21 protein-coding genes, 2 tRNA genes, 3 rRNA genes and 1 pseudogene are annotated in these 26899 nt (G+C 63.1%); 9 read left to right on the plus strand and 18 right to left on the minus strand.

All coding sequences use genetic code 11. The features are described 5' to 3' along the window. Positions 1 to 5 precede the first annotated feature (5 nt). The 5 genes from zapE to KSS95_RS18870 all read right to left on the minus strand — a co-directional run bounded on the left by zapE (position 6) and on the right by KSS95_RS18870 (position 4963). Entirely contained in the window at positions 6 to 1097 is a 1092-nt protein-coding gene (gene zapE / locus KSS95_RS18850) for a cell division protein ZapE (protein ID WP_217848645.1), read from the minus strand. 106 nt (positions 1098 to 1203) lie between these two features. Further along, positions 1204 to 2352: a PQQ-dependent sugar dehydrogenase gene (locus KSS95_RS18855; RefSeq protein ID WP_217848647.1), complete on the minus strand. Its 1149-nt coding sequence runs from the start codon at positions 2350 to 2352 to the stop codon at positions 1204 to 1206. Positions 2353 to 2373: 21 nt separating this feature from the next. Next, a complete protein-coding gene (locus tag KSS95_RS18860; RefSeq protein WP_217848649.1) occupies positions 2374 to 2694 on the minus strand; it encodes a hypothetical protein in 321 nt (106 codons plus the stop codon). A 195-nt stretch (positions 2695 to 2889) separates the two neighbouring features. Next, positions 2890 to 3864: an agmatinase gene (gene speB, locus KSS95_RS18865; RefSeq protein WP_217848651.1), complete on the minus strand. Its 975-nt coding sequence runs from the start codon at positions 3862 to 3864 to the stop codon at positions 2890 to 2892. 19 nt (positions 3865 to 3883) lie between these two features. Further along, positions 3884 to 4963, minus strand: coding sequence for an extracellular solute-binding protein (locus KSS95_RS18870; protein ID WP_217848653.1), 1080 nt, complete (start codon positions 4961 to 4963; stop codon positions 3884 to 3886). A gap of 103 nt (positions 4964 to 5066) precedes the next feature. Here KSS95_RS18870 and KSS95_RS18875 point away from each other — a divergent pair, with 103 nt between their 5' ends. Then, positions 5067 to 5969, plus strand: coding sequence for a LysR family transcriptional regulator (locus KSS95_RS18875; protein ID WP_217848655.1), 903 nt, complete (start codon positions 5067 to 5069; stop codon positions 5967 to 5969). A 36-nt stretch (positions 5970 to 6005) separates the two neighbouring features. Here KSS95_RS18875 and KSS95_RS18880 read toward each other — a convergent pair whose 3' ends face one another. From KSS95_RS18880 to KSS95_RS18890, 3 genes and pseudogenes are all read right to left on the minus strand, one after another. Further along, on the minus strand, positions 6006 to 8420 hold the full coding sequence (locus KSS95_RS18880) for a TonB-dependent receptor (RefSeq protein WP_225935531.1): 2415 nt from the start codon (positions 8418 to 8420) through the stop codon (positions 6006 to 6008). Positions 8421 to 8541: 121 nt separating this feature from the next. Beyond that, positions 8542 to 9417: a FecR family protein gene (locus tag KSS95_RS18885; RefSeq protein WP_225935532.1), complete on the minus strand. Its 876-nt coding sequence runs from the start codon at positions 9415 to 9417 to the stop codon at positions 8542 to 8544. A 4-nt stretch (positions 9418 to 9421) separates the two neighbouring features. Then, positions 9422 to 9928, minus strand: a pseudogene (locus tag KSS95_RS18890) (RNA polymerase sigma factor); the annotation flags it as partial. Between the two features lie 128 nt (positions 9929 to 10056). Between KSS95_RS18890 and KSS95_RS18895 the strand changes: the two are divergent. Next, positions 10057 to 10527, plus strand: a complete 471-nt coding sequence (locus KSS95_RS18895; protein ID WP_217848659.1) for an LEA/WHy family protein — start codon at positions 10057 to 10059, stop codon at positions 10525 to 10527. A gap of 3 nt (positions 10528 to 10530) precedes the next feature. Here KSS95_RS18895 and KSS95_RS18900 read toward each other — a convergent pair whose 3' ends face one another. Next, on the minus strand, positions 10531 to 11457 hold the full coding sequence (locus KSS95_RS18900; RefSeq protein WP_217848661.1) for a carbon-nitrogen hydrolase family protein: 927 nt from the start codon (positions 11455 to 11457) through the stop codon (positions 10531 to 10533). A gap of 87 nt (positions 11458 to 11544) precedes the next feature. Here KSS95_RS18900 and KSS95_RS18905 point away from each other — a divergent pair, with 87 nt between their 5' ends. After that, positions 11545 to 12453: a LysR family transcriptional regulator gene (locus KSS95_RS18905; RefSeq protein ID WP_217854034.1), complete on the plus strand. Its 909-nt coding sequence runs from the start codon at positions 11545 to 11547 to the stop codon at positions 12451 to 12453. Position 12454: 1 nt separating this feature from the next. On the opposite strand, the gene KSS95_RS18910 is transcribed toward KSS95_RS18905, so the two are convergent. Then, complete coding sequence (locus KSS95_RS18910; protein ID WP_134693215.1) at positions 12455 to 12718, minus strand: hypothetical protein; 264 nt, start codon at positions 12716 to 12718, stop codon at positions 12455 to 12457. 131 nt (positions 12719 to 12849) lie between these two features. On the opposite strand from KSS95_RS18910, the gene KSS95_RS18915 reads away from it, so the two are divergent. Then, the gene (locus KSS95_RS18915) at positions 12850 to 13170 is read left to right on the plus strand and encodes an ElaB/YgaM/YqjD family protein (protein WP_217848663.1); all 321 of its coding nucleotides are present in this window, start codon (positions 12850 to 12852) and stop codon (positions 13168 to 13170) included. 4 nt (positions 13171 to 13174) lie between these two features. Here KSS95_RS18915 and KSS95_RS18920 read toward each other — a convergent pair whose 3' ends face one another. After that, complete coding sequence (locus KSS95_RS18920) at positions 13175 to 13792, minus strand: MiaE family protein (RefSeq protein ID WP_217848665.1); 618 nt, start codon at positions 13790 to 13792, stop codon at positions 13175 to 13177. Positions 13793 to 13948: 156 nt separating this feature from the next. Here KSS95_RS18920 and KSS95_RS18925 point away from each other — a divergent pair, with 156 nt between their 5' ends. Then, positions 13949 to 14812, plus strand: coding sequence for a universal stress protein (locus KSS95_RS18925; RefSeq protein ID WP_217848668.1), 864 nt, complete (start codon positions 13949 to 13951; stop codon positions 14810 to 14812). A 469-nt stretch (positions 14813 to 15281) separates the two neighbouring features. Here the strand turns inward: KSS95_RS18925 and rrf are convergent. The 5 genes from rrf to KSS95_RS18950 all read right to left on the minus strand — a co-directional run bounded on the left by rrf (position 15282) and on the right by KSS95_RS18950 (position 20435). After that, positions 15282 to 15397, minus strand: a 5S ribosomal RNA gene (gene rrf, locus KSS95_RS18930). A gap of 130 nt (positions 15398 to 15527) precedes the next feature. Beyond that, a 23S ribosomal RNA gene (locus KSS95_RS18935) occupies positions 15528 to 18420 on the minus strand. Between the two features lie 242 nt (positions 18421 to 18662). Then, positions 18663 to 18738 (minus strand) — tRNA-Ala (locus tag KSS95_RS18940). 6 nt (positions 18739 to 18744) lie between these two features. Further along, positions 18745 to 18821, minus strand: a tRNA-Ile gene (locus KSS95_RS18945). 77 nt (positions 18822 to 18898) lie between these two features. Beyond that, a 16S ribosomal RNA gene (locus tag KSS95_RS18950) occupies positions 18899 to 20435 on the minus strand. Together the 16S, 23S and 5S rRNA genes with 2 tRNA genes alongside form the textbook arrangement of a ribosomal RNA operon. Before the next feature lie 792 nt (positions 20436 to 21227). Here KSS95_RS18950 and rhtA point away from each other — a divergent pair. Together rhtA and KSS95_RS18960 are read left to right on the plus strand one after the other, a co-directional pair. After that, the gene (gene rhtA / locus KSS95_RS18955) at positions 21228 to 22115 is read left to right on the plus strand and encodes a threonine/homoserine exporter RhtA (protein ID WP_217848670.1); all 888 of its coding nucleotides are present in this window, start codon (positions 21228 to 21230) and stop codon (positions 22113 to 22115) included. 186 nt (positions 22116 to 22301) lie between these two features. Next, positions 22302 to 22583, plus strand: a complete 282-nt coding sequence (locus KSS95_RS18960; protein ID WP_134692638.1) for a hypothetical protein — start codon at positions 22302 to 22304, stop codon at positions 22581 to 22583. 48 nt (positions 22584 to 22631) lie between these two features. On the opposite strand, the gene KSS95_RS18965 is transcribed toward KSS95_RS18960, so the two are convergent. After that, entirely contained in the window at positions 22632 to 24434 is a 1803-nt protein-coding gene (locus tag KSS95_RS18965) for an aminopeptidase P family protein (protein WP_217848672.1), read from the minus strand. Between the two features lie 195 nt (positions 24435 to 24629). Between KSS95_RS18965 and KSS95_RS18970 the strand changes: the two genes are divergently transcribed. Next, positions 24630 to 25742, plus strand: coding sequence for a DUF3182 family protein (locus KSS95_RS18970; RefSeq protein WP_437179559.1), 1113 nt, complete (start codon positions 24630 to 24632; stop codon positions 25740 to 25742). Further along, positions 25726 to 26496: an alpha/beta hydrolase family protein gene (locus KSS95_RS18975; RefSeq protein WP_217848674.1), complete on the plus strand. Its 771-nt coding sequence runs from the start codon at positions 25726 to 25728 to the stop codon at positions 26494 to 26496. Before KSS95_RS18970 ends, KSS95_RS18975 begins: the two co-directional genes overlap by 17 nt. On the opposite strand, the gene KSS95_RS18980 is transcribed toward KSS95_RS18975, so the two are convergent. Continuing rightward, a complete protein-coding gene (locus KSS95_RS18980) occupies positions 26475 to 26855 on the minus strand; it encodes an antibiotic biosynthesis monooxygenase (protein WP_217848675.1) in 381 nt (126 codons plus the stop codon). The genes KSS95_RS18975 and KSS95_RS18980 overlap by 22 nt on opposite strands. Between the last annotated feature and the right edge of the window lie 44 nt (positions 26856 to 26899).

The raw sequence follows: 26899 nt of genomic DNA on the forward strand, positions 1-26899 counted from the left end.
CTCCTTCAGGCGAAGCGTTGCAGTTGCATCTCCCGTAGCCGGCTGAGGGTGCGCTGGTACGGGAACGCCAGATACCCTTGAGTGTAGAGCGCTTCCAGGGGCACCTCGGCTTCCAGGTACAAGGCCACGCGCCGGTCGTAGCATTCATCGACCAGGGCGATGAAGCGGCGCACGCTGTCGTCCCTGGGCGCCAGGGTCGGCAGCTCGCGGTCGCCGGCCAGCACCCGCGCGGCGCCGTCCTCGGTGCCGCGGGCGATGCGACCGGCCCGTTGCTCGCCGCCCAGTTGCGGGATACCGCCCAGCAGGATCGCCGGGAAGCGGTCGCACAGGGCCATGAAGTCCATGGCCGCCAGCGGTTGCTCGCACAGGTCGCGGTACCGGCACCAGAGCGCCTGGCTACTGTGGCGCACCACGCGCACTTGCCGGGACCCGAGTTGCAGGGGTTGCTCGCTGCCTGGGTCAGTGGGGCTCAGTTGCTGGAACACACCGGCCAGTGCATCGGGCTGCGCGACCCAGTAACGCTGCTGCGCGGCCCCCGGGTGCAGCCGGTGATCCTGTTCGCCGGCCACCGCCTGCACGCCCATGTGCCGCTCGATGGCGGCGATGGCCGGCAGAAAACGCTCGCGGTTGAAGCCGTCGCGATACAGCTGGTTGGGGGGCTGGTTGGAGGTGGCAACCACCACCACCCCCTGGTCGAACAGTTCCTGGAACAGGCGCCCGAGGATGATCGCATCGCCAATGTCGCTGACGAACAACTCGTCGAAGCACAGCACGCGGATCTCGCCGGCAAGTGCTCGGGCCAGGGCCTGGAGCGGGTCGGCGGTGCCACCCAGCTGGAACAGGCGGCGGTGAACCCAGGCCATGAAATGGTGGAAGTGCTGGCGCCGGGACGGCACGGGCAGGCAACGGTGGAACAGGTCCATCAGCCAGGTCTTGCCACGCCCCACCGGGCCCCAAAGGTACAGGCCCTGGGTTGGCTTACCCTGGCACAGGGCATCGAAACAGGCTTGCAACGCAGCGACGGCCGCCGCCTGGGCGGGGTCGGTGACGAAGCCACGCTCGCCGAGGGCCTGATGGTAGAGAGATTCGGGAGTCATGCCGTGCATGGTACGCCATCCCGGCCTCAAGCCGCGCCCCCGCGCACTGCAGGCGCCAGCCTTGCTGGCGAACCCGGCAACCCCGGCGCCTCGGGTTACGCCCCCATCAACCCTGTTTCAAGCCGACCTTCAACAACATCCCATCCTTGTCATCGGTCAGCACATACAGGTAGCCGTCCGGCCCCACCCGCACATCGCGGATCCGCGCTTTCAGCTCACCCAGCAGGCGCTCTTCATGCACCACCTTGTCGCCTTCGAGCTGCAGGCGGATCAGCTCCTGGGTGGCCAGGGCGCCGATGAACAAGTTGTGGTCCCAGGCCTTGAAGGTCGGGCTGTCGTAGAACGCCATGCCACTGATGCCCGGCGATTTTTCCCACACATGGTGCGGGTCGACCATACCCGGGACATGCTTGCCCTTGGCCTCGGGGATCGGCAGCAACGAGTAGTTGATGCCATGGGTGGCGATCGGCCAACCGTAGTTCTTGCCCGGTGCCGGGATGTTGATCTCGTCGCCGCCACGCGGGCCGTGCTCATGGGTCCACAGCTTGCCGGTCCAGGGGTTGAGCGCCGCGCCCTGCTGGTTGCGATGACCGAACGACCAGATCTCGGGGCGCACCTGGTCGCGGCCGACGAAGGGATTGTCCTTGGGCACTTCGCCATCGGGCAGGATCCGCACGATCTTGCCCTGCAGCTTGTCCAGGTCCTGGGCGGTGGCGCGCTGATTGTTCTCGCCCAGGGCGATGAACAGGTAACCCTCGCGGTCGAACACCAGGCGCGAGCCGAAATGGTTACCCTCGGAAAGCTTGGGCAACTGGCGGAAGATCACCGTGAAGTTCTCCAGCCGTGCCTGGTCCTGGGACAGTTGCCCCCGGCCCACGGCAGTGCCGGCCTTGCCATCCTCGCCCGCCTCGGCGAACGACAGGTACACCGTGCGGTCCTGGGCGAACGCCGGCGACAGCACCACATCGAGCAGGCCGCCCTGCCCTTGGGCCCAGACCTTGGGCACGCCGGACAGCGGCGGGCCGACCTTGCCCTCGGCGCTGACGATGCGCAGGTTGCCTGGGCGCTCGGTCACCAGGATGGAATTGCCATCCGGCAGGAACGCCAGGGCCCAAGGGTTGCGCAGGCCATTGGCGAGGGTGCTGACACTCAGCTGGCCCTCCTCGCTGGGCAAGGTCTGCTCGGGGGCGGCCTGGGCCAGCAGTGGCAAGAGGCTGGCGGCGGCCAGGGTGATCAACCAAGTGCGTGGCGTCATGCTCGGGTCCTTCGCAGGGGCTCACGGCACGCGTTGCGAGTCGCGCGGTGGCCGGGTGGGTTCCAGGTTCGGGGGCTGTTGCTCGCGGCGCAGGTTATCGCCGTTGCCGATACCGCGGTTGTCCAGGGTCGGTGGCCGCGGGTTGGGCTGGGTGGACGGGCCGCGCACGGGCGGTGCAGCCGGCACGCTGCCCTGGCGGCTGTTGGGGTTGGCCCGCATGATCGGGCTGTTGTAGGGGTTGTTGCTGTCGTTGGCGGCCAATGGCGGCAACGGCAACGGCGCAGCCTGGAGCGGCAGGGCCAGCAACAGGCCGAGGGCCAGGGTTGCCAATGTGGGGTTCATGCTTCACCTCCGGTACGAAAAGGCGCGCTCCAAGGTTGGATAGCCTAAGGCGCGCAGGGTTCGACGCAAAAGTGGCAATCCGCGTGGAGATGATTCCTGATGTTTCAGTATGGCCCCTCGGAGTGCTTGTGGGCGCAGGTTTGCCCCGCGATGCCCCAGGCCCAACCGGGCCTTGTCGCGGGGCAAGCCTACGTCTCAGCCTTGCGCCAGGTGCTTGTCGACCTTGTGCCGGGCGGCATACAGGCACAGCATCTCCATCGCCAAGGTCGCCCCGGCCAGCGCGGTGATATCGGCATGGTCGTAGGCCGGCGCCACCTCCACCAGGTCCATGCCCACCAGGTTGATCCCACGCAGGCCGCCGAGGATCTCCAGCGCCTGCAGCGTGCTCAGCCCGCCGCACACCGGCGTGCCGGTGCCTGGAGCGAAGGCCGGGTCGAGGCAGTCGATATCGAAGGTCAGGTACACCGGCCTGTCCCCCACCCGCGCGCGGATCGCCGCGACGATCGCCTCGGTGCCCTGGCGGTGCACCTGGCGCGCATCGAGGATGGCGAAGCCCTGGCTGTCGTCGTTGGTGGTGCGCAGGCCGATCTGCACCGAGCGCGCCGGGTCCACCAAGCCTTCGCGCGCGGCATGCCAGAACATGGTGCCGTGGTCGATGCGCTGGCCCTCCTCGTCCGGCCAAGTATCGCTGTGGGCGTCGAAGTGGATCAGCGCCAGCGGGCCATGGCGCCGGGCGTGGGCCTTGAGCAGCGGGTAGCTGATGAAGTGGTCGCCACCGAGGGTGAGCATGGCGCAGCCGGCCTCGAGGATGCGCTCGGCATGGGCCTCGATGCTGGCCGGGACCGACGCCGGGGTGCCGCTGTCGAAGGCGCAGTCACCGTAATCGATCACCGCCAGCTGGTCGAATGGGTCGAATGCCCACGGCCAGTGGCGGGCCCAGGCCTGTTGCACCGAGGCGGCGCGGATCGCCCGAGGCCCGAAGCGCGCGCCCGGGCGGTTGCTGGTGGCGGTGTCGAACGGCACGCCGCTGACCACCACGTCGACAGCGCGCAGGTCGCGGCTGTAGCGGCGCCGGGAAAAACTGGTGATGCCGGCATAGGTACTCTCGGCGGCGGTGCCGTAGAGGCTGTCACGGGTGATGGCCTGGTCGTTGTTTTGGGCGAGGTCCACGGTTGCGCTCCTGGGGTGGTCATTGGCGGCTGCGGAAGGTGGTCCACAGGCGGTTGCGCTGGCGCAGGTCGGCCAGCGCCATGCTGCGGTCGGCGAACAGGCGCTGGCGCACCGTGGCCGGGGGGTAGATGTCCGGGTCGTTGCGGATGGCCTCGTCCACCAGCGGCGTGGCCGCCTGGTTGGCATTGGCGAAGAACAGCGTGTTGGTCAGTGCCGCCACCGATTCGGGGCGCAGCATGAAGGCGATGAAGGCCCGGGCAGCCTCGGGGTGCGGGGCGTCCTTGGGGATCACCAGGTTGTCCTGCCAGACCAGGGTGCCTTCGCGGGGAATGCGGTAGATCAGCGCGAACGGCTTGCCGGCGCGCCGCGCCTGGTCGGCGGCCATGGCGGCGTCGCCGTTGTAGGTCAACGCCAGGCACACGCTGCCATTGGCCAGGTCGTTGATCTGCCGGCCGTTGGCCACGTAGCTGATCGACGGTTGCAGTTGCAGCAGCAGTTGCTGCGCCGCATCCAGGTCGGCCTTGCTCTGGCTGTACGGGTCCTTGCCCAGGTAGTTCAGGGCCACGCCGATCACCTCCTGGGGCGAGTCGGGCATGGCGATGCCGCAGTCCTTCAGACGCCCGGCGTATTCGGGCTTGAACAACAGGTCGAGGCTGTCCAGCGGCACCTCGCCCAGGCGCTGGCGCACCGCCTCGACGTTCACCCCCAGGCCCAGGGTGCCCCAGGTGTAGGGCACGGCATGGCGATTGCCCGGGTCGGCCTCGGCCAGCTTGGCCAGCAGGTCGGGGTCGAGGTTGGCATAGCCTGCCATCGCCTGCGCCTGCAGCGGCTGCAAGGCGCCGGCCTTGAGCGCGCGGGCCAGCACCGTGGCCGAGGGCACCACCACGTCGTAGCCGCTGCCGCCGGTCAGCAGCTTGGTTTCCAGCACCTCGGTGGTGTCGAAGGTGTCGTAGCGGACCTTGTAGCCGGTTTCCTGCTCGAAGCGCTCGAGGGTCTGCGGGGCGACATAGTCGGCCCAGCTGTACAGGTTGACGACTTTGTCCTCGGCCTGCAGCGGCAGGGCGATCAGCAGTGACAGCAGGCACAACGTTCGACGCATGGCGGGCACCTCGGCTTGGGGGGTGGATGCCGCCAGCATGCCGGCCGGGTTACATTGCAAAAATGGCAACTTTGCAAAGCTGACATTCATCGGGAGCAATGTGATGCTGGGACAACTGCACGACCTCGACCTGCACCTGCTGCGGCTGTTCGTCACTGTAGTCGAGGCCGGCGGCTTCAGCGCCGCCCAAGGCGTGCTGGGGCTCAGCCAGCCGAGCATCAGCCAGCAGATGGCCAAGCTGGAGACGCGCCTGGGCTATCGCCTGTGCAGCCGCGGCAAAGGTGGCTTTCGCCTGACCGAAAAGGGCGCGCAGTTATTGCAGGCGAGCCGTGGCCTGCTGCTGCAGATCGAGCAGTTCCGTCAGCTGGCCAACGGCGTGGCCGGGCGCCTGCTGGGCACGCTGCGCATCGGCCTGGCGGAGAACCAGGACGGGCCTGTGACCCTGTGCATTGCCCAGGCCATCGCTCGGTTTCGCCAGCGCGAGGAGTCGGTGCAGCTGGAGCTGACCTGCGCCCCGCCCGCCGAGCTGGAGCGGCTGTTGCTGGAGCAGCGCCTGGATTGCGCCATCAGCTACTTTTCCGGCAACCAGGCGGCGTTCGACTACCGGCCGTTGTTCGAGGAGCGCCAGCGCCTGTACTGCGGCAAGGGCCACACGCTGTTCCAGGCCGCCGAGGTGAGCCGCGCGCAGTTGCTCGATGCCGACCAGGTGCGCCATCCCTACCGTTTTCTCAAACACGGCGAGCCCTTCCAGAGCCGGCGCAGCATGGCCTTGGCCGAGCAGATCGACAGCGCCTTGACCTTCATCCTCTCAGGCCGGCACATCGGTTACCTGCCTTGCCATTGCGCCGCGCCATGGGAGGCCCAGGGCTGGTTGCGGGCGCTGGACCCCGCGCTGGATTTCAGCGTGCCGTTCACCCTGGCCCGCCACCGCGGCCAGGCGCCCGGGGAAGCCCTGCTGGCGTTCATCGAGGACCTGGGCGCAGCATTTGCCGAGCGTGGGCGTTAGCTTGGGGCAAGCCCGCCGATCAACCCGCGGCCATGCTCAATAGACGAGGTTCCAGGTCAAGGTGTAGGTCCGCCCACGGCCCTGGTAGTCGTACAGGTAGGCCGGCCCATAGGTCGGCGCGTAGAACAGCGTCGCCCGCTGGCCCCACACCGTGCTGTACTGCTTGTCGAACAGGTTCTGCACACCGGCGCTGAAGGTGCCCACGCCGGTCTCCTGGCTGCCCAGCAAGTCGAAGGTGGTGTAGCCGTCGATCTGGTGATCGGCATCGTCGCGCAGGGTGAAGGCGTGGTTGGCCTGCAACCGCGCCGTGCGGCCATCGCCCTTCCAGCCGACGAAGGCGGTGGCCTTGGACAGCGAGGCATAGCGCGCGTCGCGCTTGATCCAGTCGCCGTCGGCGTCCTGCTCCTGCGAGCGCACCAGGTGCAAGGTGCCGCCGGTCTCCCAGCCGTTGTACAAATAGCGGCTCAACGCCCCTTCGAAACCGAAGTCACGGCGTTTCTGCTCCTCGACATCGATGGTCAGGGTGGCGGAATCGACATTGATGACCTTGTCCGACCAGATGTAGTACAGCGCCGCCTGGGCGTTCCAGTCCAGGTCGGCATAGCGCCAGCCCACCTCCACCTGGCGGCTCTTGATCCCGGCCAGCGGGTTGTCGCCCACCGACAGGCCCGGCTTGCCGTAGTACTTGGCCGGGTCGGGCAATTCGAAGCCCTCGCCGTAGTTGCTCCATACCTGGTGACCGTTCTTGAAGTCGTAGATGGCGCCGAGGTTGTACAGGTTCACCTGGTAGTCGTTGCTGCCGCCGGGCACGCTCTTGAAGTCGCTGACCTGGACATCCATCTGCTGGCGGCGGGCGCCGCCGGACAGGGTCAGGTGGTCGGTGGCGTGCCAGTCGAGCTGGCTGTAGAACGACACGCCATCGACCCGGTAGCTGGGGTAGCGCGGCGCCTTGCTGGCCTTGTCCAGGTCCAGGCCGCCGCTCTGGGACGAGACCCGTGCATCGAAGGTGGTCTGCTCGGCGTTGAAGCGCTCGCGGTCGAGGTCGACGCCGTAGGTCAGCTTGAGGGTGTCCCACTGCTTGGCGAACAGTGCCTTGAGGTTGGAAACCTCGAAGTTCTGCTGCGACGCGGCGAAGTACACGCCGCGCGAACCGGTGGGCTTGCCGGTGTTGTAGTAGGGAAACGGGTAGAAGTTGTCGTTTTCCTTGCGGTACGAGGCCTGCAGGTAGAAGTCCTGGCCGAGCAGGTCGCGGTGGTGGTAATTGGCGTTGAGCAGCAAGCGCCGGGTACGCGGCTGCAAGTCGGATGAATAACCACCGCGCAGCTCGGCGTCTTCAAGGTCGGAGGGCGCGTTGTGACGCAGGTTGGGGAAATAGATGCCGGTGCTGCCATGGTTGCCGGAGTCGTAGTACTGGGCCAGCAGGTCCAGGCGCTGTTCATCGCTCAGGGTCAGGCCCAGGGTCCCGAGCAGGTCGAGGCTGCGGTTGTACTGCAGGTCGGTCTGGGTGTTGTCGATGAAGACCTGCTCGCCGGCACCGTCGTAGAACGCCTCGTTCTGCTCGCCGGAAATCCCCAGGCGGGCATTGACCCGCTCGTTGCCGCCGCTGATCGACTGGGCGATACGGGTCGACAGGTCGTCGCTGTTGTTGAAACCGCTGCTGGCGCCCAGCTGGGTTTCGAAGCGCAGCGGGCCCGGCTCGCCCTTCTTGGTGACGATGTTGATGATCCCGCCGGTGGCGCCACCCCCGTAGATGGCGCTGGCGCCGGACAGCACCTCGACCCGCTCGACGTTGAACGGGGAAATGCTGTCGAACTGCCGCGACAGGCCGCGGGAGCTGTTCTGGCTGACGCCGTCGATCATCACCAGCACGTCGCGACCGCGCATGTTCTGGCCGTAGTTGGTCCGCCCCTCCGGCGCCAGGTCCAGGCCTGGCACCAGCTTGCCGATGGCCTCCTTGAGGCTGACGCCGCTGTCGATCTGCTCGCGCAGCTGCTGCTGGTCGACCACCCAGACCGTACCGGGGATCTCGCTGATCGCGGTGCTGGTGCGCGATGCCACGCTGACCTCGATGGGCTTGAGGTTGACACTCTGCGGCGGCGCGGCGCGGCGCAGGGTGACCGTGCGCGCGTCGTTGAACTGGTAGCTGACGCCGCTGCCAGCCAGCAAGGATTGCAACGCCTGCTCCAGGCTGTAGCTGCCGCTGAGCGGCGGCGCCTGCAGGTCGGCCACGTCCGAGGTGGTGTACAGCAGGTGCAGCCCGGCCTGGTCGGCGAATGCGGTGAGGGCCTGGTCCAGCGGCTGAACCGCCAGCTCGAGCCTGACCTGGCGGGCCTGGGCGCTGCCAGCGGGGGCGTCGGTGCCAGCCTCGACCAGCAGCGGCCCGGCCAGGGAGGCCAGGGCAGTGCAGGACAGCAAGGCATGTTTGAAGCGGTGCGGGAGCGTAGCCTTCACGAAAGAGCTTCCAGACAGTCGGAGAAAAAGGGGGTTGGCTGATCAGTGCCCCTACGACGATCTGGCTGCGATGAACTTGCAGTGGTAAATGAAAAAAATTTCGATTGCCGATTCGCTGGGCTCAGTACACCACCGCCAGGAACGGCAGGTAGGTGACTTTCAGCCCATAGCGTTGCTCGAGGGTGCGCAACAGCGCATGGGGGTCGTCGAGGTCGAACACGCCGCTGACTTCCAGGGCCGCGAGCTGATGGTCGGGAATGACGATACGGCCATGCTGGTAACGCTCAAGCTCCGCCAGCACCTGGCCCAGCGGCTTGCCGTTGAAGATCAGCTTGCCGCGTTGCCAGGCCGTGCGGGTAGCGGCATCCGGCGCGGGTTGCAAGGCTTGGCCGGCCACTTGCGCCTGGCCTTCGGCCAACAGTACCTGGTCGCCGCCGGGCTGGCGGCGCACGCTGAACACTGCCGCGTTGCCGGTCACCGGCGCGCCTGCGGCCTGCACCACGAACGGGCGTGGGTCGGCGACCGTCTCGAACAGCGCCTCGCCCGCCTCCAGCGTGACCTTGCGCTCATGCTCGCTGAAGACCACCGACAAGGCACTGGCACTGTTGAGCGTGACCCGCGAGCCGTCGGCCAGGGTCAGGCTCTGGCGCTGGCCGACAGCCGTATGGTAATCCGCCTGCCAGAACGGCACCTGCTGCCAGCCCGCATAGCCGGCCATGCACAGCACCAGCGACGCGGCGATCGCCGACAGCCGCCGCCGCAGGCGCGGTGGTGCCGGGCGAGCCTGGGCGCTCGGCGTGTGGCCCAGGTCTCGCCACAGCGCCTCGGCCTCAGCCGCCGCCTCGGCATGCGCCGGGCTCAACTGGCACCAGCGCTGGTAGCGCGCGCGATCGGCGGCCGTGGCATTGCCCGCGTGCAGCAACACCTGCCAGTCGAGGGCATCGTCGGACAGCACACTGGGGGGTTGGCAGCTGGGCATGGCGTGGGCTTCAGTCATGGTTGTGCTTGAGCCAGTCACGGCAATGGCGCAGGGCCTGGCCGATGTATTTTGCCACCATGCTCTCGGAAACGCCCAGCCGTCGTGCGATCTGCGCCTGGGTCAGGCCTTCGACACGGTTGAGCAACAGCGCCTGGCGCGCATTGCTGGACAGCTGCAACAACGCCTCGTCGAGGATCTGCAGGCGCTCGCGGGCCAGCAAGGCGGCCTCTGGCGGTGGCGCCGGGCAGGCCAGCGCGGTGGCGCCATCGCTGTCCTCGTGGCTGGCCGCCAGGCGCTTTTCGCGGCGCAGGGCATCGATGGCCAGGTTGCCGGCCACGCGGAAGATGAAGCTGCGCGCATGCAGCACCTGCACCGCCTGGCCGTCGACCTTGACCAGCTTGAGGTAGGTTTCCTGGGCGACATCGGCGGCGCGCTGACGGTCGCTCATGCGCCGGGTCAGGAACTGCAACAGGTCGTCGTAGTGCTCCTGGAAACTGGCCAGCAGCCCGGACACGGGAGAGGTCGCCATGGATAGAGGTCGGGAAGCGTTATCGGACGTTAATGAGAAACAGTATCTTTCATATCGACCCACACTTTCAACGCCGCCGGGTATTTGCCACACTGCCGGCTCGCCCGTGAGCCGAGAGCGTCATCGCCATGTTCGTCCGCTGCTGCCTGATCCTGCTGTTGTGCCTGGGCTTGAACGCCTGTGCGCTGTTTCACAACCGCGATCCGCTGACGATCAGCGTGATCGGCATCGACCCCCTGCCCGGCCAGGACCTGGAACTGCGCATGGCGGTGAAGATCCGCGTGCAGAACCCCAACGAGGCGCCCGTGGAGTTCAACGGCATCGCCTTGAACCTGGAGGTCAACGACCAGCCCCTGGCCGCCGGCGTGAGTGACCAGCGCGGGCACATCGGCCGTTACGACGAGGCGGTGATCGTGGTGCCGGTGAGCATCACCGCCTTCGCCTTCCTGCGCCAGGCCTATGGCCTGAGCCGGGTCGAGTCGCTGCAGGGCCTGCCCTATGTGCTGCGCGGCAAGCTGGCCGGTGGCCCGCTGGGCACCGTGCGCTTCACCGACAAGGGCAAGCTCGACCTGCCCAGCCCGGCACAGGCCGGCTGGTAGCGGTCAGTCGGCGACGAAACGCACCCCCGGGCGGGCGCGCTCGTCCACGCACAGCTCGAACACATCGGGCCGCGCATAGTGGCCGACCACGTCGAAATCGTAGCGGGCCTGCACCAGTTGCGCGGTATCGACCTCGGCGGTCAACAGCCCGCGCGTGGCCACCAGGGGCCCGGCCAAGACCTCGCCCAGCGGGCCGACGATCACGCTGCCACCATTGATCAGCGGCCGCTCGGCGGGCCAATTGGGCACCTCCAGGCCCAGGGCCGCCGGCGAGTCCTGCACCTGGCAGGCACTGATGACGAAACAGCGCCCTTCGGCGGCGATGTGGCGCATGCTCACCTGCCACAGCTCCCGCTCGTCCACGGTCGGCGCACACCACACCTGCACACCCTTGGCGTACATCGCGGTACGCAGCAGCGGCATGTAGTTCTCCCAGCACACCGCGGCGCCGAGACGCCCGGCGCGGCTGTCCACCACCGCCAGCGTCGAGCCGTCGCCCTTGCCCCAGATCAGCCGTTCGGTGCCGGTGGGCATCAGCTTGCGGTGCTTGGCCAGCAGGCCTGCCTCCGGCTCGAAGAACAGCACGGTGCAATACAGGGTGTTGCCACTGCGCTCGATGACCCCGACTACCAGGCTGGCGCCGGTGCGTGCCGACAGCTGCGCCAGTGCCTCGGTTTCGGCGCCTGGTACGTCGATGGCGTTGGCGAAGTAGCGGGCAAAGGCCTCCCGACCCTCGGGCAGGCGATAGCCCAGTTGCGTGCCGAAGCCCTCGCCTTTCGGGTAGCCCCCCAGCAACGCTTCGGGCATTACCACCAGGCTGGCGCCGCTGTCGCGAATGGCCTGCTCATAACCGATGATCTGTTCCAGGGTGGCGGCCTTGCCTTCAGGCAACGAGCCGATCTGCAGCGCGGCGACAATGGACTTGGGCATTTTTCGAGACTCCGGTCAGGGTAAAGGTCTGGTAGATTCTCCGGCGCGCTGCACTCATGAATAAAGCCCACTTCACTACTGAATGATATTGACCTGATGAATATCATCGACATCGACCTGAACCTGCTGAAAGTCTTCGAAGCGCTGCACGACGAAGGGGGCGCAAGCCGCGCCGCCTTGCGCCTGGGCCTGACCCAGTCGGCGGTCAGTGCCGCCCTGCGCCGCCTGCGCCAGGTGTATGACGACCCGCTGTTCGTGCGCACCGGCCGCGGCCTGAGCCCGACCCTGCGCGCCAACCAGCTCAAGCCGCTGATCAGCGAGGCCTTGGGCAAGTGCAGGCAAAGCCTGGCGTTGCTCGACCCCGAGGCCAACCACTTCGAGGGCCGGTCGCTGAGCCTGGGGTTATCGGACGACTTCGAGATCGCCTACGGCCAGGCCCTGATCGCCGCGGTACGCCGGCAGGCCCCAGGGCTGCGCCTGATCTTTCGCCAGACCCACAGCCAGATCGTCGCCCAGGGCTTGCTGGAGCGCAGCCTGGACCTGGCGCTGACCTCGGGCGGCTTTGCCCAGCGCCTGCTCAGCCGGGTGGTGCTCGGCGACGGTGACTACCAGTGCCTGGTCGATCCGGCGAGCCTGGCGCCCGGTCAGGCACAGCTGAGCCTCGACGCCTTCGTCGAGCGGGAACAGATCCTGGTGTCGTCAGGTGGTTTCGTGGGGATTGTCGACGAGGCCCTGGCCGCCATGGGCAAGCATCGCACGATCTGCGCGGCCACCAGCCATTTTGCCGCGCTGGGGCATTTGCTCAAGGGCACCCGCTACCTGGCCACCCTGCCCGGCCATGCGGCCAGGGCGATTGCCAGCAATACCGGGCTGCAGGTACTGCCCTGCCCACTGGCGCTGCCACGCTACCCGATCGAGCTGGGCTGGCGCAGCAGCGGGCCGCTGGACCCGCTGGTGGAGCGGGTGCGTGCGGCGGTGCTGGAGGTGTTCGCCTGAATCAGCGGTTGTTGCTGGCGGCGGCCATCATCTTGTTGACCTCGCTGCGCACCAGGTTGGTGAACTCAGGTGGCGACATGCCCTCGAGTTCGGCGCGCACCCACTCCGCCCACTTGCCCTTGCGCCGCGGCTTCTCGGCAATCAAGCGCGCCGCCTCGCCCTTGGCCTTGCCCAGGTTGCTCTGCCAGAACTCGAACAAACGGGATTTCTCGGCCTCGATCTGCGCCCGTTCCTGGAAGCTCAAATTGGCCAGATTGAAACTCATGGGGGTAATACCTGCCGCTGAAAATGGCCGCTATCTTACACTGTAGGGCCAGGCCACCGGAACGCCGCTGCAACTTTCCCGGCGCCGTGGCATCCACTGATCAACTCCCTACCCTTCACGAGGATGTGTACATGGCCAGGAAAACCGCCGCGCAAGCCGACAGCGACCAGATCAAGGACCAGGTGTTCAGCGAACTGCAGGCATTGATCGAGGAATCCGAACGGCTGCTCAGCGACAGCGCTTCATTGGTTGGCGAGGATGCCGATACCCTGCGCGCGCAACTGGGCCTGAAGCTGCGCCAGGCCCGCGACGCCACCAGTCGCCTGGGGCAGAAGGCCCAGCCTGTGGTCGAGGCGACCCAGCAATACATCGGCGGACACCCCTGGCAGACCGTGGCAGTATCCGCCGGTTTCGGCCTGGTGGTGGGCCTGCTGCTGGGGCGTCGCCAGTAACCGGCTAGGCGGCCAGGGCCTGCGGGATACCGCTGTGGAAACGCAGTTCCTGGTCGGGCGAGCTGATCAGCTCGGCCTCCGCTTCACGTACCCACTCGACGACCCGGGCGATATCCGCGGCATCACCGTACTGGTGGGCCAGCTTCAGGTAGCCCTGGTAATGCCGCGCCTCGCTCTTGAGCAGGCCGTGGTAGAAGGTGCCGAGCTCTTCGTCCAAATGCGGTACCAGCGCGGCGAAGCGCTCGCAGCTGCGCGCCTCGATGAAGGCGCCGACCACCAGGGTGTCCACCAGCTTGACCGGCTCATGGGCCCGCACCAGGCGCCGCAGGCCTGAGGCATAGCGCCCGGCCGACACCGGCCGCAGCGGCACGCCACGGCGCTTCATCAGGCGCAGCACCTGCTCATGGTGCACCAGCTCTTCACGGGCCAGGCGCGACATCATGTTGATCAGGTCGAGGTGGGTGTTGTACTTGGCGATCAGGCTCAGCGCCGTGCTGGCGGCCTTGAACTCGCAATTCTTGTGATCGATCAGCAGGGTTTCCTGGTCGGCCAGTGCGGCCTCGATCCAGGCATCGGGGGTACGGCAACCCAGGAAGGCGTCGATTTCAGGAATCAGGGACATGACACTCGCAACCACACAGGACATCGGCAGGGTTGGCGATTATACCGGCGACGGCGCCCTGTGCCAGTGGCTATGCTTGATACATATCAAGCGGCGGGCGGAGCAGCGCCGTCTATAGTCAGGCATTGGCCGCCATCCTGAAGGGAGTTCATGCCCATGCAAGCCGTTCGCAGCATTCTTGTCGTACTCGACCCCGAGCACGCCCACAGCCGCGCCCTGACCCGGGCCAAGCTGATTGCCGGGGTGACCGGCGCGCGCCTGCACCTGCTGATGTGCGACAAGAAGCAGGACCATGATGCGCTGCTCAGCTTGCTCAGCAGCCAGTTGCACGACGATGGCTACGACAACGTCACCCACGAGCAGCATTGGAAGGACAACCTGCACAAGTCGATCATCCATGTGCAGCAGGCCGAGGGTTGTGAGCTGGTGATCAAGGAGCATCGCCCCGACAACCCGCTGCGCAAGGCATTGTTGACGCCCAGTGACTGGAAACTGTTGCGCGAATGCCCCTGCGCAGTGCTGATGGTCAAGAGCGAACGGCCCTGGACGGGAGGCAAGATCCTCGCGGCCGTGGATGTGGGCAACCAGGATGAAGCCCATCGCCGCCTGCATGCCAGCATCATCGATCATGGTTATGACATCGCCGCCCTGGCCAAGGGTGAGCTGCATGTGATCAGTGCCCACCCCTCGCCCATGTTGTCAGCGGCCGATCCTGTGTACCAGCTCACCGAAACCATCGAGAAACGCTACCGGGAAGCCTGCCTGGCGTTCCAGGCCGAGTTCGATATCAGTGACGAGCGCCTGCATATCGCGGAAGGCCCGGCTGATGTACTCATTCCGTATACCGAGAAACAGTGCGATGCCGTGGTGACGATTATCGGCACCGTGGCCCGCACCGGGATTTCCGGGGCGTTGATCGGCAATACCGCCGAGGTGGTGCTGGATGCGCTCGAGGGTGATGTGCTGGTGCTCAAGAGCGAAGAAGCGACGGCACATCTGGCGGAACTGGCGCGGGGTTGAGCACTTCGCTTTAACGTGCGCTGCGCAAACCCTGCCACGCACCCTGTAGGCGCGGCCTTGTGTCGCGAAAGGGCTGCGCAGCGGCCGTAATTCAGGCGACGCGATTGTCCTGGAGGACCGAGGCTGCAGGATGGCACCGGCTGCGCCGGTGTTCGCCGGCAAGGCCGGCTCCTACAGCGATCGCCGCCCGCCTGCGGCCTGTAGGAGCCAGCCTTGCTGGCGAACCAAGCGGCGCGGTCTGCCTGCAATGGCGCTTGTAGGAGCGGCCTTGTGTCGCGATCGGGCGCGCAGCGGCCGTAATCCAGGCGACGCGATTGTCCTGGAGGACCGAGGCTGCAGGTTTTGCGGCCGCTGCGCGCCCGATCGCGACACAAGGCCGCTCCTACAAGGGCCGCACCTGCCGGGGTTTTCTGCACCACAAAGACAAAACCCCTACCTGCTCGCGCAGATAGGGGTTTTGCGAAATGAATCTTGACGATGACCTACTCTCACATGGGGAAGCCCCACACTACCATCGGCGATGCATCGTTTCACTACTGAGTTCGGGATGGGATCAGGTGGTTCCAATGCTCTATGGTCGTCAAGAAATTCGGTTGCCGTGAATGCCTTGCAGCACTCTCAGCCAATTCGGATATGTGAATTTGTGGCCCTACGAATCTTCGGGTCTTTCGTCTTCACCACCACAATCTGCGTAAGCAAATTGCTTGGGTGTTATATGGTCAAGCCTCACGGGCAATTAGTATTGGTTAGCTCAACGCCTCACAGCGCTTACACACCCAACCTATCAACGTCGTAGTCTTCGACGGCCCTTTAGGGGATTCAAGATCCCAGTGAGATCTCATCTTGAGGCAAGTTTCCCGCTTAGATGCTTTCAGCGGTTATCTCTTCCGAACATAGCTACCCGGCAATGCCACTGGCGTGACAACCGGAACACCAGAGGTTCGTCCACTCCGGTCCTCTCGTACTAGGAGCAGCCCCTCTCAAATCTCAAACGTCCACGGCAGATAGGGACCGAACTGTCTCACGACGTTCTAAACCCAGCTCGCGTACCACTTTAAATGGCGAACAGCCATACCCTTGGGACCGGCTTCAGCCCCAGGATGTGATGAGCCGACATCGAGGTGCCAAACACCGCCGTCGATATGAACTCTTGGGCGGTATCAGCCTGTTATCCCCGGAGTACCTTTTATCCGTTGAGCGATGGCCCTTCCATACAGAACCACCGGATCACTAAGACCTACTTTCGTACCTGCTCGACGTGTTTGTCTCGCAGTCAAGCGCGCTTTTGCCTTTATACTCTACGACCGATTTCCGACCGGTCTGAGCGCACCTTCGTACTCCTCCGTTACTCTTTGGGAGGAGACCGCCCCAGTCAAACTACCCACCATACACTGTCCTCGATCCGGATAACGGACCTGAGTTAGAACCTCAAGGTTGCCAGGGTGGTATTTCAAGGATGGCTCCATGAGAACTGGCGTCCCCACTTCAAAGCCTCCCACCTATCCTACACAAGCAAGCTCAAAGTCCAGTGCAAAGCTATAGTAAAGGTTCACGGGGTCTTTCCGTCTAGCCGCGGATACACTGCATCTTCACAGCGATTTCAATTTCACTGAGTCTCGGGTGGAGACAGCGCCGCCATCGTTACGCCATTCGTGCAGGTCGGAACTTACCCGACAAGGAATTTCGCTACCTTAGGACCGTTATAGTTACGGCCGCCGTTTACCGGGGCTTCGATCAAGAGCTTCGCTTGCGCTAACCCCATCAATTAACCTTCCGGCACCGGGCAGGCGTCACACCCTATACGTCCACTTTCGTGTTTGCAGAGTGCTGTGTTTTTAATAAACAGTCGCAGCGGCCTGGTATCTTCGACCGGCGTGGGCTTACGCAGCAAGTGCTTCACCCTCACCGGCGCACCTTCTCCCGAAGTTACGGTGCCATTTTGCCTAGTTCCTTCACCCGAGTTCTCTCAAGCGCCTTGGTATTCTCTACCTAACCACCTGTGTCGGTTTGGGGTACGGTTCCCAGTTATCTGAAGCTTAGGAGCTTTTCTTGGAAGCATGGCATCAACCACTTCGCGCTCTAATGAGCACTCGTCATCAGCTCTCGGCCTTAAGATCCCGGATTTGCCTAAGATCTCAGCCTACCACCTTAAACTTGGACAACCAACGCCAAGCTGGCCTAGCCTTCTCCGTCCCTCCATCGCAATAACTGGAAGTACAGGAATATTAACCTGTTTTCCATCGACTACGCTTTTCAGCCTCGCCTTAGGGACCGACTAACCCTGCGTCGATTAACGTTGCGCAGGAAACCTTGGTCTTTCGGCGTGCGAGTTTTTCACTCGCATTGTCGTTACTCATGTCAGCATTCGCACTTCTGATACCTCCAGCAAGCTTCTCAACTCACCTTCACAGGCTTACAGAACGCTCCTCTACCGCGTCATCAAAGATGACACCCGTAGCTTCGGTGCATGGTTTGAGCCCCGTTACATCTTCCGCGCAGGCCGACTCGACTAGTGAGCTATTACGCTTTCTTTAAAGGATGGCTGCTTCTAAGCCAACCTCCTAGCTGTCTAAGCCTTCCCACATCGTTTCCCACTTAACCATGACTTTGGGACCTTAGCTGACGGTCTGGGTTGTTTCCCTTTTCACGACGGACGTTAGCACCCGCCGTGTGTCTCCCATGCTCGGCACTTGTAGGTATTCGGAGTTTGCATCGGTTTGGTAAGTCGGGATGACCCCCTAGCCGAAACAGTGCTCTACCCCCTACAGTGATACATGAGGCGCTACCTAAATAGCTTTCGAGGAGAACCAGCTATCTCCGAGCTTGATTAGCCTTTCACTCCGATCCACAGGTCATCCGCTAACTTTTCAACGGTAGTCGGTTCGGTCCTCCAGTCAGTGTTACCTAACCTTCAACCTGCCCATGGATAGATCGCCCGGTTTCGGGTCTATACCCAGCGACTAAAGCGCCCTATTAAGACTCGCTTTCGCTACGCCTCCCCTATTCGGTTAAGCTCGCCACTGAATATAAGTCGCTGACCCATTATACAAAAGGTACGCAGTCACCTAACAAAGTAGGCTCCCACTGCTTGTACGCATACGGTTTCAGGTTCTATTTCACTCCCCTCTCCGGGGTTCTTTTCGCCTTTCCCTCACGGTACTGGTTCACTATCGGTCAGTCAGTAGTATTTAGCCTTGGAGGATGGTCCCCCCATGTTCAGACAAAGTTTCTCGTGCTCCGTCCTACTCGATTTCACTGGCAAGAGATTTTCGTGTACGGGGCTATCACCCACTATGGCCGCACTTTCCAGAGCGTTCCACTAATCTCAAACCAGCTTAAGGGCTGGTCCCCGTTCGCTCGCCACTACTAAGGGAATCTCGGTTGATTTCTTTTCCTCAGGGTACTTAGATGTTTCAGTTCCCCTGGTTCGCCTCTTGCACCTATGTATTCAGTACAAGATACTCAGCTTATGCTGAGTGGGTTCCCCCATTCAGAGATCTCTGGATCACAGTCTGTTTGCCGACTCCCCAAAGCTTATCGCAGGCTACCACGTCTTTCATCGCCTCTGACTGCCAAGGCATCCACCGTATGCGCTTCTTCACTTGACCATATAACCCCAAGCAATCTGGTTATACTGTGAAGACGACATTCGCCGAAAATTCGTACGTTGCTCTTTCGAGCAGAACTCACAAATTTTACCTTAGCCTGAATAACCAGCAGTGAAACTGGCATTCAGTCTATTTCTATCACATATCCGAATTTTTAAAGAACGATCTGACAAAAGTCAGAAATCAACATTCATCAACGAATGTTCATTTCTAAGTTCTGATCAAGTAGACACAACAGAAAGTGGTGGAGCCAAGCGGGATCGAACCGCTGACCTCCTGCGTGCAAGGCAGGCGCTCTCCCAGCTGAGCTATGGCCCCGCATATTGGTAGGTCTGGGCAGATTTGAACTGCCGACCTCACCCTTATCAGGGGTGCGCTCTAACCAACTGAGCTACAGACCTATATAGGGTCTTGATCGTCTTCACATATGAATCAAGCAATTCGTGTGGGAGCTCATCAGCAGGCTGATGTCTTCGATTAAGGAGGTGATCCAGCCGCAGGTTCCCCTACGGCTACCTTGTTACGACTTCACCCCAGTCATGAATCACACCGTGGTAACCGTCCTCCCGAAGGTTAGACTAGCTACTTCTGGTGCAACCCACTCCCATGGTGTGACGGGCGGTGTGTACAAGGCCCGGGAACGTATTCACCGCGACATTCTGATTCGCGATTACTAGCGATTCCGACTTCACGCAGTCGAGTTGCAGACTGCGATCCGGACTACGATCGGTTTTGTGAGATTAGCTCCACCTCGCGGCTTGGCAACCCTCTGTACCGACCATTGTAGCACGTGTGTAGCCCAGGCCGTAAGGGCCATGATGACTTGACGTCATCCCCACCTTCCTCCGGTTTGTCACCGGCAGTCTCCTTAGAGTGCCCACCATAACGTGCTGGTAACTAAGGACAAGGGTTGCGCTCGTTACGGGACTTAACCCAACATCTCACGACACGAGCTGACGACAGCCATGCAGCACCTGTGTCAGAGTTCCCGAAGGCACCAATCCATCTCTGGAAAGTTCTCTGCATGTCAAGGCCTGGTAAGGTTCTTCGCGTTGCTTCGAATTAAACCACATGCTCCACCGCTTGTGCGGGCCCCCGTCAATTCATTTGAGTTTTAACCTTGCGGCCGTACTCCCCAGGCGGTCAACTTAATGCGTTAGCTGCGCCACTAAAATCTCAAGGATTCCAACGGCTAGTTGACATCGTTTACGGCGTGGACTACCAGGGTATCTAATCCTGTTTGCTCCCCACGCTTTCGCACCTCAGTGTCAGTATCAGTCCAGGTGGTCGCCTTCGCCACTGGTGTTCCTTCCTATATCTACGCATTTCACCGCTACACAGGAAATTCCACCACCCTCTACCATACTCTAGCTCGCCAGTTTTGGATGCAGTTCCCAGGTTGAGCCCGGGGCTTTCACATCCAACTTAACGAACCACCTACGCGCGCTTTACGCCCAGTAATTCCGATTAACGCTTGCACCCTCTGTATTACCGCGGCTGCTGGCACAGAGTTAGCCGGTGCTTATTCTGTCGGTAACGTCAAAACAGCAAGGTATTAACTTACTGCCCTTCCTCCCAACTTAAAGTGCTTTACAATCCGAAGACCTTCTTCACACACGCGGCATGGCTGGATCAGGCTTTCGCCCATTGTCCAATATTCCCCACTGCTGCCTCCCGTAGGAGTCTGGACCGTGTCTCAGTTCCAGTGTGACTGATCATCCTCTCAGACCAGTTACGGATCGTCGCCTTGGTGAGCCATTACCTCACCAACTAGCTAATCCGACCTAGGCTCATCTGATAGCGCAAGGCCCGAAGGTCCCCTGCTTTCTCCCGTAGGACGTATGCGGTATTAGCGTTCCTTTCGAAACGTTGTCCCCCACTACCAGGCAGATTCCTAGGCATTACTCACCCGTCCGCCGCTGAATCAAGGAGCAAGCTCCCGTCATCCGCTCGACTTGCATGTGTTAGGCCTGCCGCCAGCGTTCAATCTGAGCCATGATCAAACTCTTCAGTTCAATACTGCTTGGGTTTTTAAGAAACCCTAAACTTGGCTCAGCAATCTCAAATGACTATGTGATTTCTCGCATGGCCACTTGTGATGCTGATAATCTTGGCGACTATCAGTCCGTACTCACAAGCACCCACACGAATTGCTTGATTCAATTTGTTAAAGAGCGGTTGGCTTTCAGCGTTTCGCTTCAGCCGAGGCGCGCATTCTACGCTAACCTCATTTCGTGTCAAGCGTTTATTTTGAAGTTTTTCGTTTCACTTCAAACACTTGACTCGCTGCGATCTCTCGTAGCGGGAGGCGAATCATACAGCGTTACAACCTGCTGTCAACCACCTTTTTCACCGCTTTCGATGTGAAACCGAAGCCCTTGCACCGCCTTCGAACTCGCTTAACTCGTTGAATCTCAAGGAGTTTCGCGTTCCGTTGTCGCTGGAAGTGGGGCGCATTATAAGGGGATCTGGAACTGCGTCAACCTTTAATTTCAAGAAATTGAAATATTTAAGGGAAGACCGCATCAGGGGCGCCAGGGGCCCGCCATAAGCCTTGCAGCGCCTAGCAGATCGAGCGCCGCGCGGGCGGCGCTCGATCACCCAGGCGCTGAATGCCCAACGGCGGACACCTCTCAACGCAAACACAAACTCCAGCCAGAAATCTCTCAACACCCCCTCTCCAGACAGACACCTCCAAACACCACCCCCCTCACCACTATCTATATAGCCACAGCCATTGCATCCCCCACCCGCAATTGCGCACTATATTGCGCACCTTGCCCGCACAACCACGGACTTCCCCAAGCATGAACACCCCCCAACGCAGCCTGGCCGCCACGCTATTCCCCATCGGCCTGCTGCTGATCGCCATGGCCTCCATCCAATCCGGCGCATCGCTGGCCAAAAGCATGTTCCCCATCGTCGGCGCACAAGGCACCACCACCCTGCGCCTGATCTTCGCCAGCATCATCATGGTGCTGTTGCTGCGCCCCTGGCGCGCACGGCTGGATGCCAACACCCTGCGCAGCGTAATCATCTACGGCATGGCCCTGGGCGGGATGAACTTCCTCTTCTATATGTCCTTGCGCAGCGTCCCACTCGGCATCGCCGTCGCCTTGGAATTCACCGGCCCACTCACCGTGGCGCTGCTGGCCTCGCGGCGAGCATTGGACTTCGTCTGGATCGCCCTGGCCGTCATCGGCCTGCTGCTGCTGATACCCGTCGGCCAGACCGGCGGCGGCATCGACCCACTTGGCGCCGGCTACGCGCTGGGGGCCGGCGTATGCTGGGCGCTGTACATTCTATATGGGCAACGCGCCGGAGCCGAAAACGGTATCCAGACCGCCGCCCTGGGTGTGGTGATCGCCGCGCTGTTCGTCGCCCCCATCGGCATCGTCCATGCCGGCAGCGCCCTGCTGACACCCGCCCTGCTCCCGGTGGCCCTGGCCGTGGCGGTACTCTCCACTGCCCTGCCCTACAGCCTGGAAATGGTCGCCCTGACCCGCATGCCTGCCCGCACCTTCGGCACCCTGATGAGCATCGAGCCGGCCTTCGGCGCGCTGTCCGGGCTGCTGTTCCTCGGCGAACAGCTCACCCTCTGGCAGTGGCTGGCCATTCTTGCGATTATCACCGCGTCGGTAGGGGCGACGCTGTCGATGAAGCGCGAGAGCAACCCGCCGGTGGCCGCCGACTGAATTGAGAAATATTTTCATTTGAATGGTTATTCATCCTTGTACCGCTCAGCTTCGCTGATTAAGCTGTCATAAAATCATAATCATGACGCTATCTACTGGGCGGCAAAGGGAAGCCAGGGAACATCAGGGAAGACACGAAGCGCTGACGACAGGCCCGTAAAGTAGTCGGGCCGCATAAGGACAGGAATGAAACGTATTTTGCTCATCCTGGCCATTCTGGCCATGGCCGGATGCGCCGCAACCGCCAACACCGAGGTGAAGCGGGGGAAAAAAGGCCTGCATATCAACTGCTCGGGGCTCTCCTCGTCGTGGGAGAAGTGCTACAACAAGGCCGCTAGCTCCTGCAGCAGCAAAGGCTACAAGGTTATCGCCCGCTCAGGCGACACAGACGAAGAGCCTGGCGACTATGTCTTTGGCATCAACCCCGCAGGCTATACCAGCCGCAGCATGATCGTGATCTGCAAATAACGAAAAGGGCAGCCAAGGGCTGCCCTTTCAATTTCAGCTGGGCCGGTTTCAGATCGGCGCGGTACGTCGCTCCAACCATGCCAACGCGTCCCCGCTCAGCAATGGGGCCAGGCGTTCGCGCACCGTCTGGTGATAGCGATTCAACCAGGCGATGTCCTCGCTGCCGAGCGCCTCGACCAACAGGCAGCGCGTATCGATCGGGCACAGGGTCAGCGTTTCGAACTCGAGGAAATCACCAAACTCGCTGCTACCGGCCTCGCGATTGACCACCAGGTTCTCGATGCGCACGCCCCACTCCCCCGGCCGGTAGGTACCCGGCTCGATCGAGCTGATCATCCCCGGCTGCATCGCCGTCTGCGGCGCCGGGGCGGCCTGGTAGGCAATCACCTGCGGCCCTTCGTGCACATTCATGAAGTAGCCGACACCATGGCCGGTGCCGTGTCCATAGTCGACCCGGTCGGCCCAGATCGGCGCCCGGGCAATGGCATCGAGCAGTGGCGAAAGGATGCCCCGGGGGAAACGCGCCCGCGACAAGGCGATCATGCCCTTGAGTACCCTCGAGCAGTCGGCCTTTTGCGCCTGGCTCGGCTCGCCGATCGGCACCATGCGGGTAATGTCGGTCGTACCACCGAGATATTGGCCACCTGAATCGATCAGCAACAGGCCATCGCCCTCGATCACGGCGTGGGATGCTTCGGTGGCGCGGTAATGCGGCATCGCGCCATTAGCGTTGTAGGCGGCAATCGTCGAGAAGCTCAGCGACACGTAGCCAGGGCGGCGCGCCCGCGCCGCGCTCAGTTGCTCGTCGATGGTCAGCTCGGTGATCCGCGCCTGCCCTTGATGCGCTTCGAACCAGGCGAAGAACTCGCACAGCGCCGCACCGTCCTGCTCCATGGCCTGGCGGATATGGGCGAGATCCCCTTCACCCTTGCGCGACTTGCTCAAGGTCGTCGGATTGATGCTCTCGACCAGCCGCACCTGCTCATGCAGGTGATCCAGCAGCCCACGGGTGACCCGCGCCGGATCCACCAGCAGGCTGGCCGTGGCCGGAATCGCCGACAGCGCGTCGCCGACCGCTACGTAGTCACGGACCTCGATACCATCGGCCGCCAATACCTGACGCAAGTGCCCATCGACCTTTTCGCGCCCGACGAACAGATACGCCTTGTCCTGGCTGACCAACGCGAAAGAGACGAACACGGGGTTGTAGGAAACGTCGCTGCCACGCAAATTGAACAGCCAGGCGATATCGTCGAGCGTGGCAATGAAATGCCAGTCGGCGCCTTTTTCCTGCAGGGTGCCCCGCAGATCGGCAAGCTTTTGCGCACGATTGACGGTCGCATGCGGTGGCAGGTGCTGGTACACCGGATTGCCCGGCAACGATGGCCGGCCGCTCCAGGCCTCGGTCAGCAGATCGATATCCGTACGCAGCTTTGCGCCCCGCGCCTGCAGACGCTCGCTTAACTGGCGGGCAGCGGCCACTGCCATGACCGCACCATCCACCGCCACGGTACCGTCGACCTTTGCACCCAACCACTCCAACGCGCCTGGCTGACCGGGCCGCAGCTTCATGAGCTCGATGCCACTGCCGGCCAGCTCCTTGTTCGCTTGTTCCCAATAGCGACTGTCAGCCCAGAGTCCAGCGAAATCCGCCGTGACCACCAGCGTGCCCACCGACCCCTCGAAACCGGACAACCATTGCCGCCCCTGCCAATAGCCAGGCAGGTACTCGGACAGATGCGGGTCGGCCGAGGGCACCAGCAGGGCAGCAACGCCCTCCCGGGCCATGGCCTCGCGCACGCGGGCAAGCCGCGCCGGTACGGATTCGTGAAGCGGGGACTGACTGTTCATGCGCACTCCTGCGGATAGGTATCGACGGGTCCAGGCCGTCGATAATGAAACAGCTGGCGGGCGCCCGCAATCACCACGACCGTAACAAGGCATGCATTGCCCCAAGTGCCCTGCCGACCGTCGATCCCTCTTCCTGAACTAAACAGCCCGCGAGACTTCACACCCCTTACACACCCTGCGAACGCGAGGCTGGCCATGCCCCACTCCCGCGAACCGAAAAGCGCCGTCGTACTGCTCGACACCCTCGAATACACACCCGAACACGAGCGGGCGACCCAACTGAGGATCGCCGAGTACCTGGCACGTCTGTTGGGCATCGAGTGCGTCGCGCCAACGCTTCTGCCCGACGCCGAAGCATGCTGTTACTACGTACCGAGCGAAACCCTGGTCGATCCGGCGCGTCAGGCGATGCTCGGCATCCAGGACGAGAACGACCTTTTTGGCGGAGCCGTCAGTCATCCGCACCTCGCTACCAAGGCCATCTCCCACCCAGTGCCTGCCGACGCCAGCTTCCCGCCCGGCTGGACCGATGCGTTTGCACAGCAAGCCTGCGATGCCCTGCTCCGTGGCTATACGGTGTTTTCCAAAGGTGACGCCCGCCGGGCGACCGAGCTGCTGCTGCGCGAGGGACCGGTACGCATCAAGCCGGTGCTGGCCTGCGCCGGTCGGGGCCAGCAGGTCATCACCGACGCCCAGGCCCTGGAGCCGTTGCTGGAGGGCATGGACGAACAGACGCTGGCACTGTGGGGCCTGGTCCTGGAGGAAGACCTCGCCGACGTCGAGACCTTCAGCGTCGGTCAGGTCCGCGTCGCAGGGCTGACCCTCAGCTACCACGGCATCCAGCACCTGACCCGCGACCACGCGGGCACCGAAGTGTACGGCGGCTCCGATCTGGTGCTCGTGCGCGGCGACTACCAGAAATTGCTGCAATTACCGCTTGCGGATCACCTACGCCTGGCCATCACCCAGGCGACGGCCTACGAACAGGCCGCCGAACGTTACTTCCCCGGATTTATCGCTTCACGTCGTAACTATGACATCGCCCGCGGTCGTGACAGCCACGGCCATCTGCGCAGTGGCGTGCTCGAACAATCCTGGCGCCTGGGTGGCGCCAGTCCGGCCGAGGTCCTGGCATTGACGGCCTTTGCCGAGGATCCGGCGCTGCAGCGGCTATGCGCATCGACCCACGAGGTGTTCGGCCGGGCGCGACTGCCCGCCGACGCCACGCTGTTCTACCAGGGGCATGACAGTGAACTCGGACAACTCAGCAAATATGCACGGATACGCGACCATGACCATCGAGAGTGAAAACATCGAACTGCAGGTCGAAGGCGAAACCATCGCCGGCACCCTGGTCAGCCCCGGCAGCCGCATGCCGGGCATCCTTTTCGTGCATGGCTGGGGCGGCAGCCAGCAACGCGACCTTGCCCGCGCCCGGCAGATCACCGGGCTGGGCTGTGTGTGCATGACCTTCGACCTGCGCGGTCACGAAAAAACCGAAAGCCAGCGCCTGACCGTCACCCGCGAACAGAACCTCGACGACTTGCTGGCCGCCTACGACCGCCTGGCCGGCCACCCCTCGGTAGACCCCAGCGCCATCGCCGTGATCGGCAGCAGCTACGGCGGTTACCTGGCGACACTGCTGAGCACCCGTCGGGCCGTGAAGTGGCTGGCGCTGCGGGTGCCGGCGCTGTACTGGGACGATGAGTGGAACACGCCCAAGCAGGGCCTCGACCGCCAACGCCTGAGCGCCTATCGCCTGCGCAGCCTGGGCCCGGCCGACAACCGCGCCCTGGCGGCCTGCGCCGAATTCGGCGGCGACGTGCTGCTGGTGGAGTCGGAGCAGGACGACTACGTGCCGCACAGTACACTGATGAGCTACCGCTCGGCCTTCGTCAGCGCCCATTCGATGACCCATCGCCTGGTCGATGGCGCCGACCATGCGCTGTCCAGCGAACAGAGCCAGAAGGCCTACAGCGCGATCCTCGCTGCCTGGATCGGCGAGATGGTCATCGGTGCCCGCCTCGACCGCTACCCGCACTACGCGCCCTGGTACGCCTGAGCCGCGCCAACCTGGCAATGCAAGCCGCCATCGGCGCCGCGCACCAGGCTGCGCAGTGTCTGGTAGGCGGCGAAGTTCACCCCGCGGGCCTGGTGCTGGCACAACAGGTCGAGGAACGGCTCCTCGACGAAATAGCCCGCCGCCGCCGCCCAGGCCTGGCGTGACTGCCACTGCAGGTGCTGCAGCACCCGCTGGCCGTCGTCACTGACCTGGATACTGACATTCAGCAGCCCGGCGCAGCGCTGCGCCAACTGCTCGCTACGGCTGACCAGGGCCTCGGCCAGCGCCTCCTGGCGCAGCGCGGGCACGTTGTACTCGATCATCTGGGTGAACCACAGGGAATGGGTGTTGGCCGCCATCGCGGATCTCCTCGTTTCGGACACTTGCAGCAGATGGTCGAGGA

Origin of the sequence: Pseudomonas muyukensis (assembly GCF_019139535.1) — a bacterium.
Taxonomy (GTDB): Bacteria; Pseudomonadota; Gammaproteobacteria; order Pseudomonadales; family Pseudomonadaceae; genus Aquipseudomonas; species Aquipseudomonas muyukensis.

Bases quoted from the DNA above. Each gene is read 5' to 3' on its own strand.
- zapE (WP_217848645.1), bottom strand. From the start codon at position 1,097: ATGACTCCCGAATCTCTCTACCATCAGGCCCTCGGCGAGCGTGGCTTC.
- KSS95_RS18855 (WP_217848647.1), bottom strand. From the start codon at position 2,352: ATGACGCCACGCACTTGGTTGATCACCCTGGCCGCCGCCAGCCTCTTG.
- KSS95_RS18860 (WP_217848649.1), bottom strand. From the start codon at position 2,694: ATGAACCCCACATTGGCAACCCTGGCCCTCGGCCTGTTGCTGGCCCTG.
- KSS95_RS18870 (WP_217848653.1), bottom strand. From the start codon at position 4,963: ATGCGTCGAACGTTGTGCCTGCTGTCACTGCTGATCGCCCTGCCGCTG.
- KSS95_RS18875 (WP_217848655.1), top strand. From the start codon at position 5,067: ATGCTGGGACAACTGCACGACCTCGACCTGCACCTGCTGCGGCTGTTC.
- KSS95_RS18885 (WP_225935532.1), bottom strand. From the start codon at position 9,417: ATGACTGAAGCCCACGCCATGCCCAGCTGCCAACCCCCCAGTGTGCTG.
- KSS95_RS18895 (WP_217848659.1), top strand. From the start codon at position 10,057: ATGTTCGTCCGCTGCTGCCTGATCCTGCTGTTGTGCCTGGGCTTGAAC.
- KSS95_RS18900 (WP_217848661.1), bottom strand. From the start codon at position 11,457: ATGCCCAAGTCCATTGTCGCCGCGCTGCAGATCGGCTCGTTGCCTGAA.
- KSS95_RS18910 (WP_134693215.1), bottom strand. From the start codon at position 12,718: ATGAGTTTCAATCTGGCCAATTTGAGCTTCCAGGAACGGGCGCAGATC.
- KSS95_RS18915 (WP_217848663.1), top strand. From the start codon at position 12,850: ATGGCCAGGAAAACCGCCGCGCAAGCCGACAGCGACCAGATCAAGGAC.
- KSS95_RS18920 (WP_217848665.1), bottom strand. From the start codon at position 13,792: ATGTCCCTGATTCCTGAAATCGACGCCTTCCTGGGTTGCCGTACCCCC.
- KSS95_RS18925 (WP_217848668.1), top strand. From the start codon at position 13,949: ATGCAAGCCGTTCGCAGCATTCTTGTCGTACTCGACCCCGAGCACGCC.
- rhtA (WP_217848670.1), top strand. From the start codon at position 21,228: ATGAACACCCCCCAACGCAGCCTGGCCGCCACGCTATTCCCCATCGGC.
- KSS95_RS18960 (WP_134692638.1), top strand. From the start codon at position 22,302: ATGAAACGTATTTTGCTCATCCTGGCCATTCTGGCCATGGCCGGATGC.
- KSS95_RS18965 (WP_217848672.1), bottom strand. From the start codon at position 24,434: ATGAACAGTCAGTCCCCGCTTCACGAATCCGTACCGGCGCGGCTTGCC.
- KSS95_RS18970 (WP_437179559.1), top strand. From the start codon at position 24,630: ATGCCCCACTCCCGCGAACCGAAAAGCGCCGTCGTACTGCTCGACACC.
- KSS95_RS18975 (WP_217848674.1), top strand. From the start codon at position 25,726: ATGACCATCGAGAGTGAAAACATCGAACTGCAGGTCGAAGGCGAAACC.
- KSS95_RS18980 (WP_217848675.1), bottom strand. From the start codon at position 26,855: ATGGCGGCCAACACCCATTCCCTGTGGTTCACCCAGATGATCGAGTAC.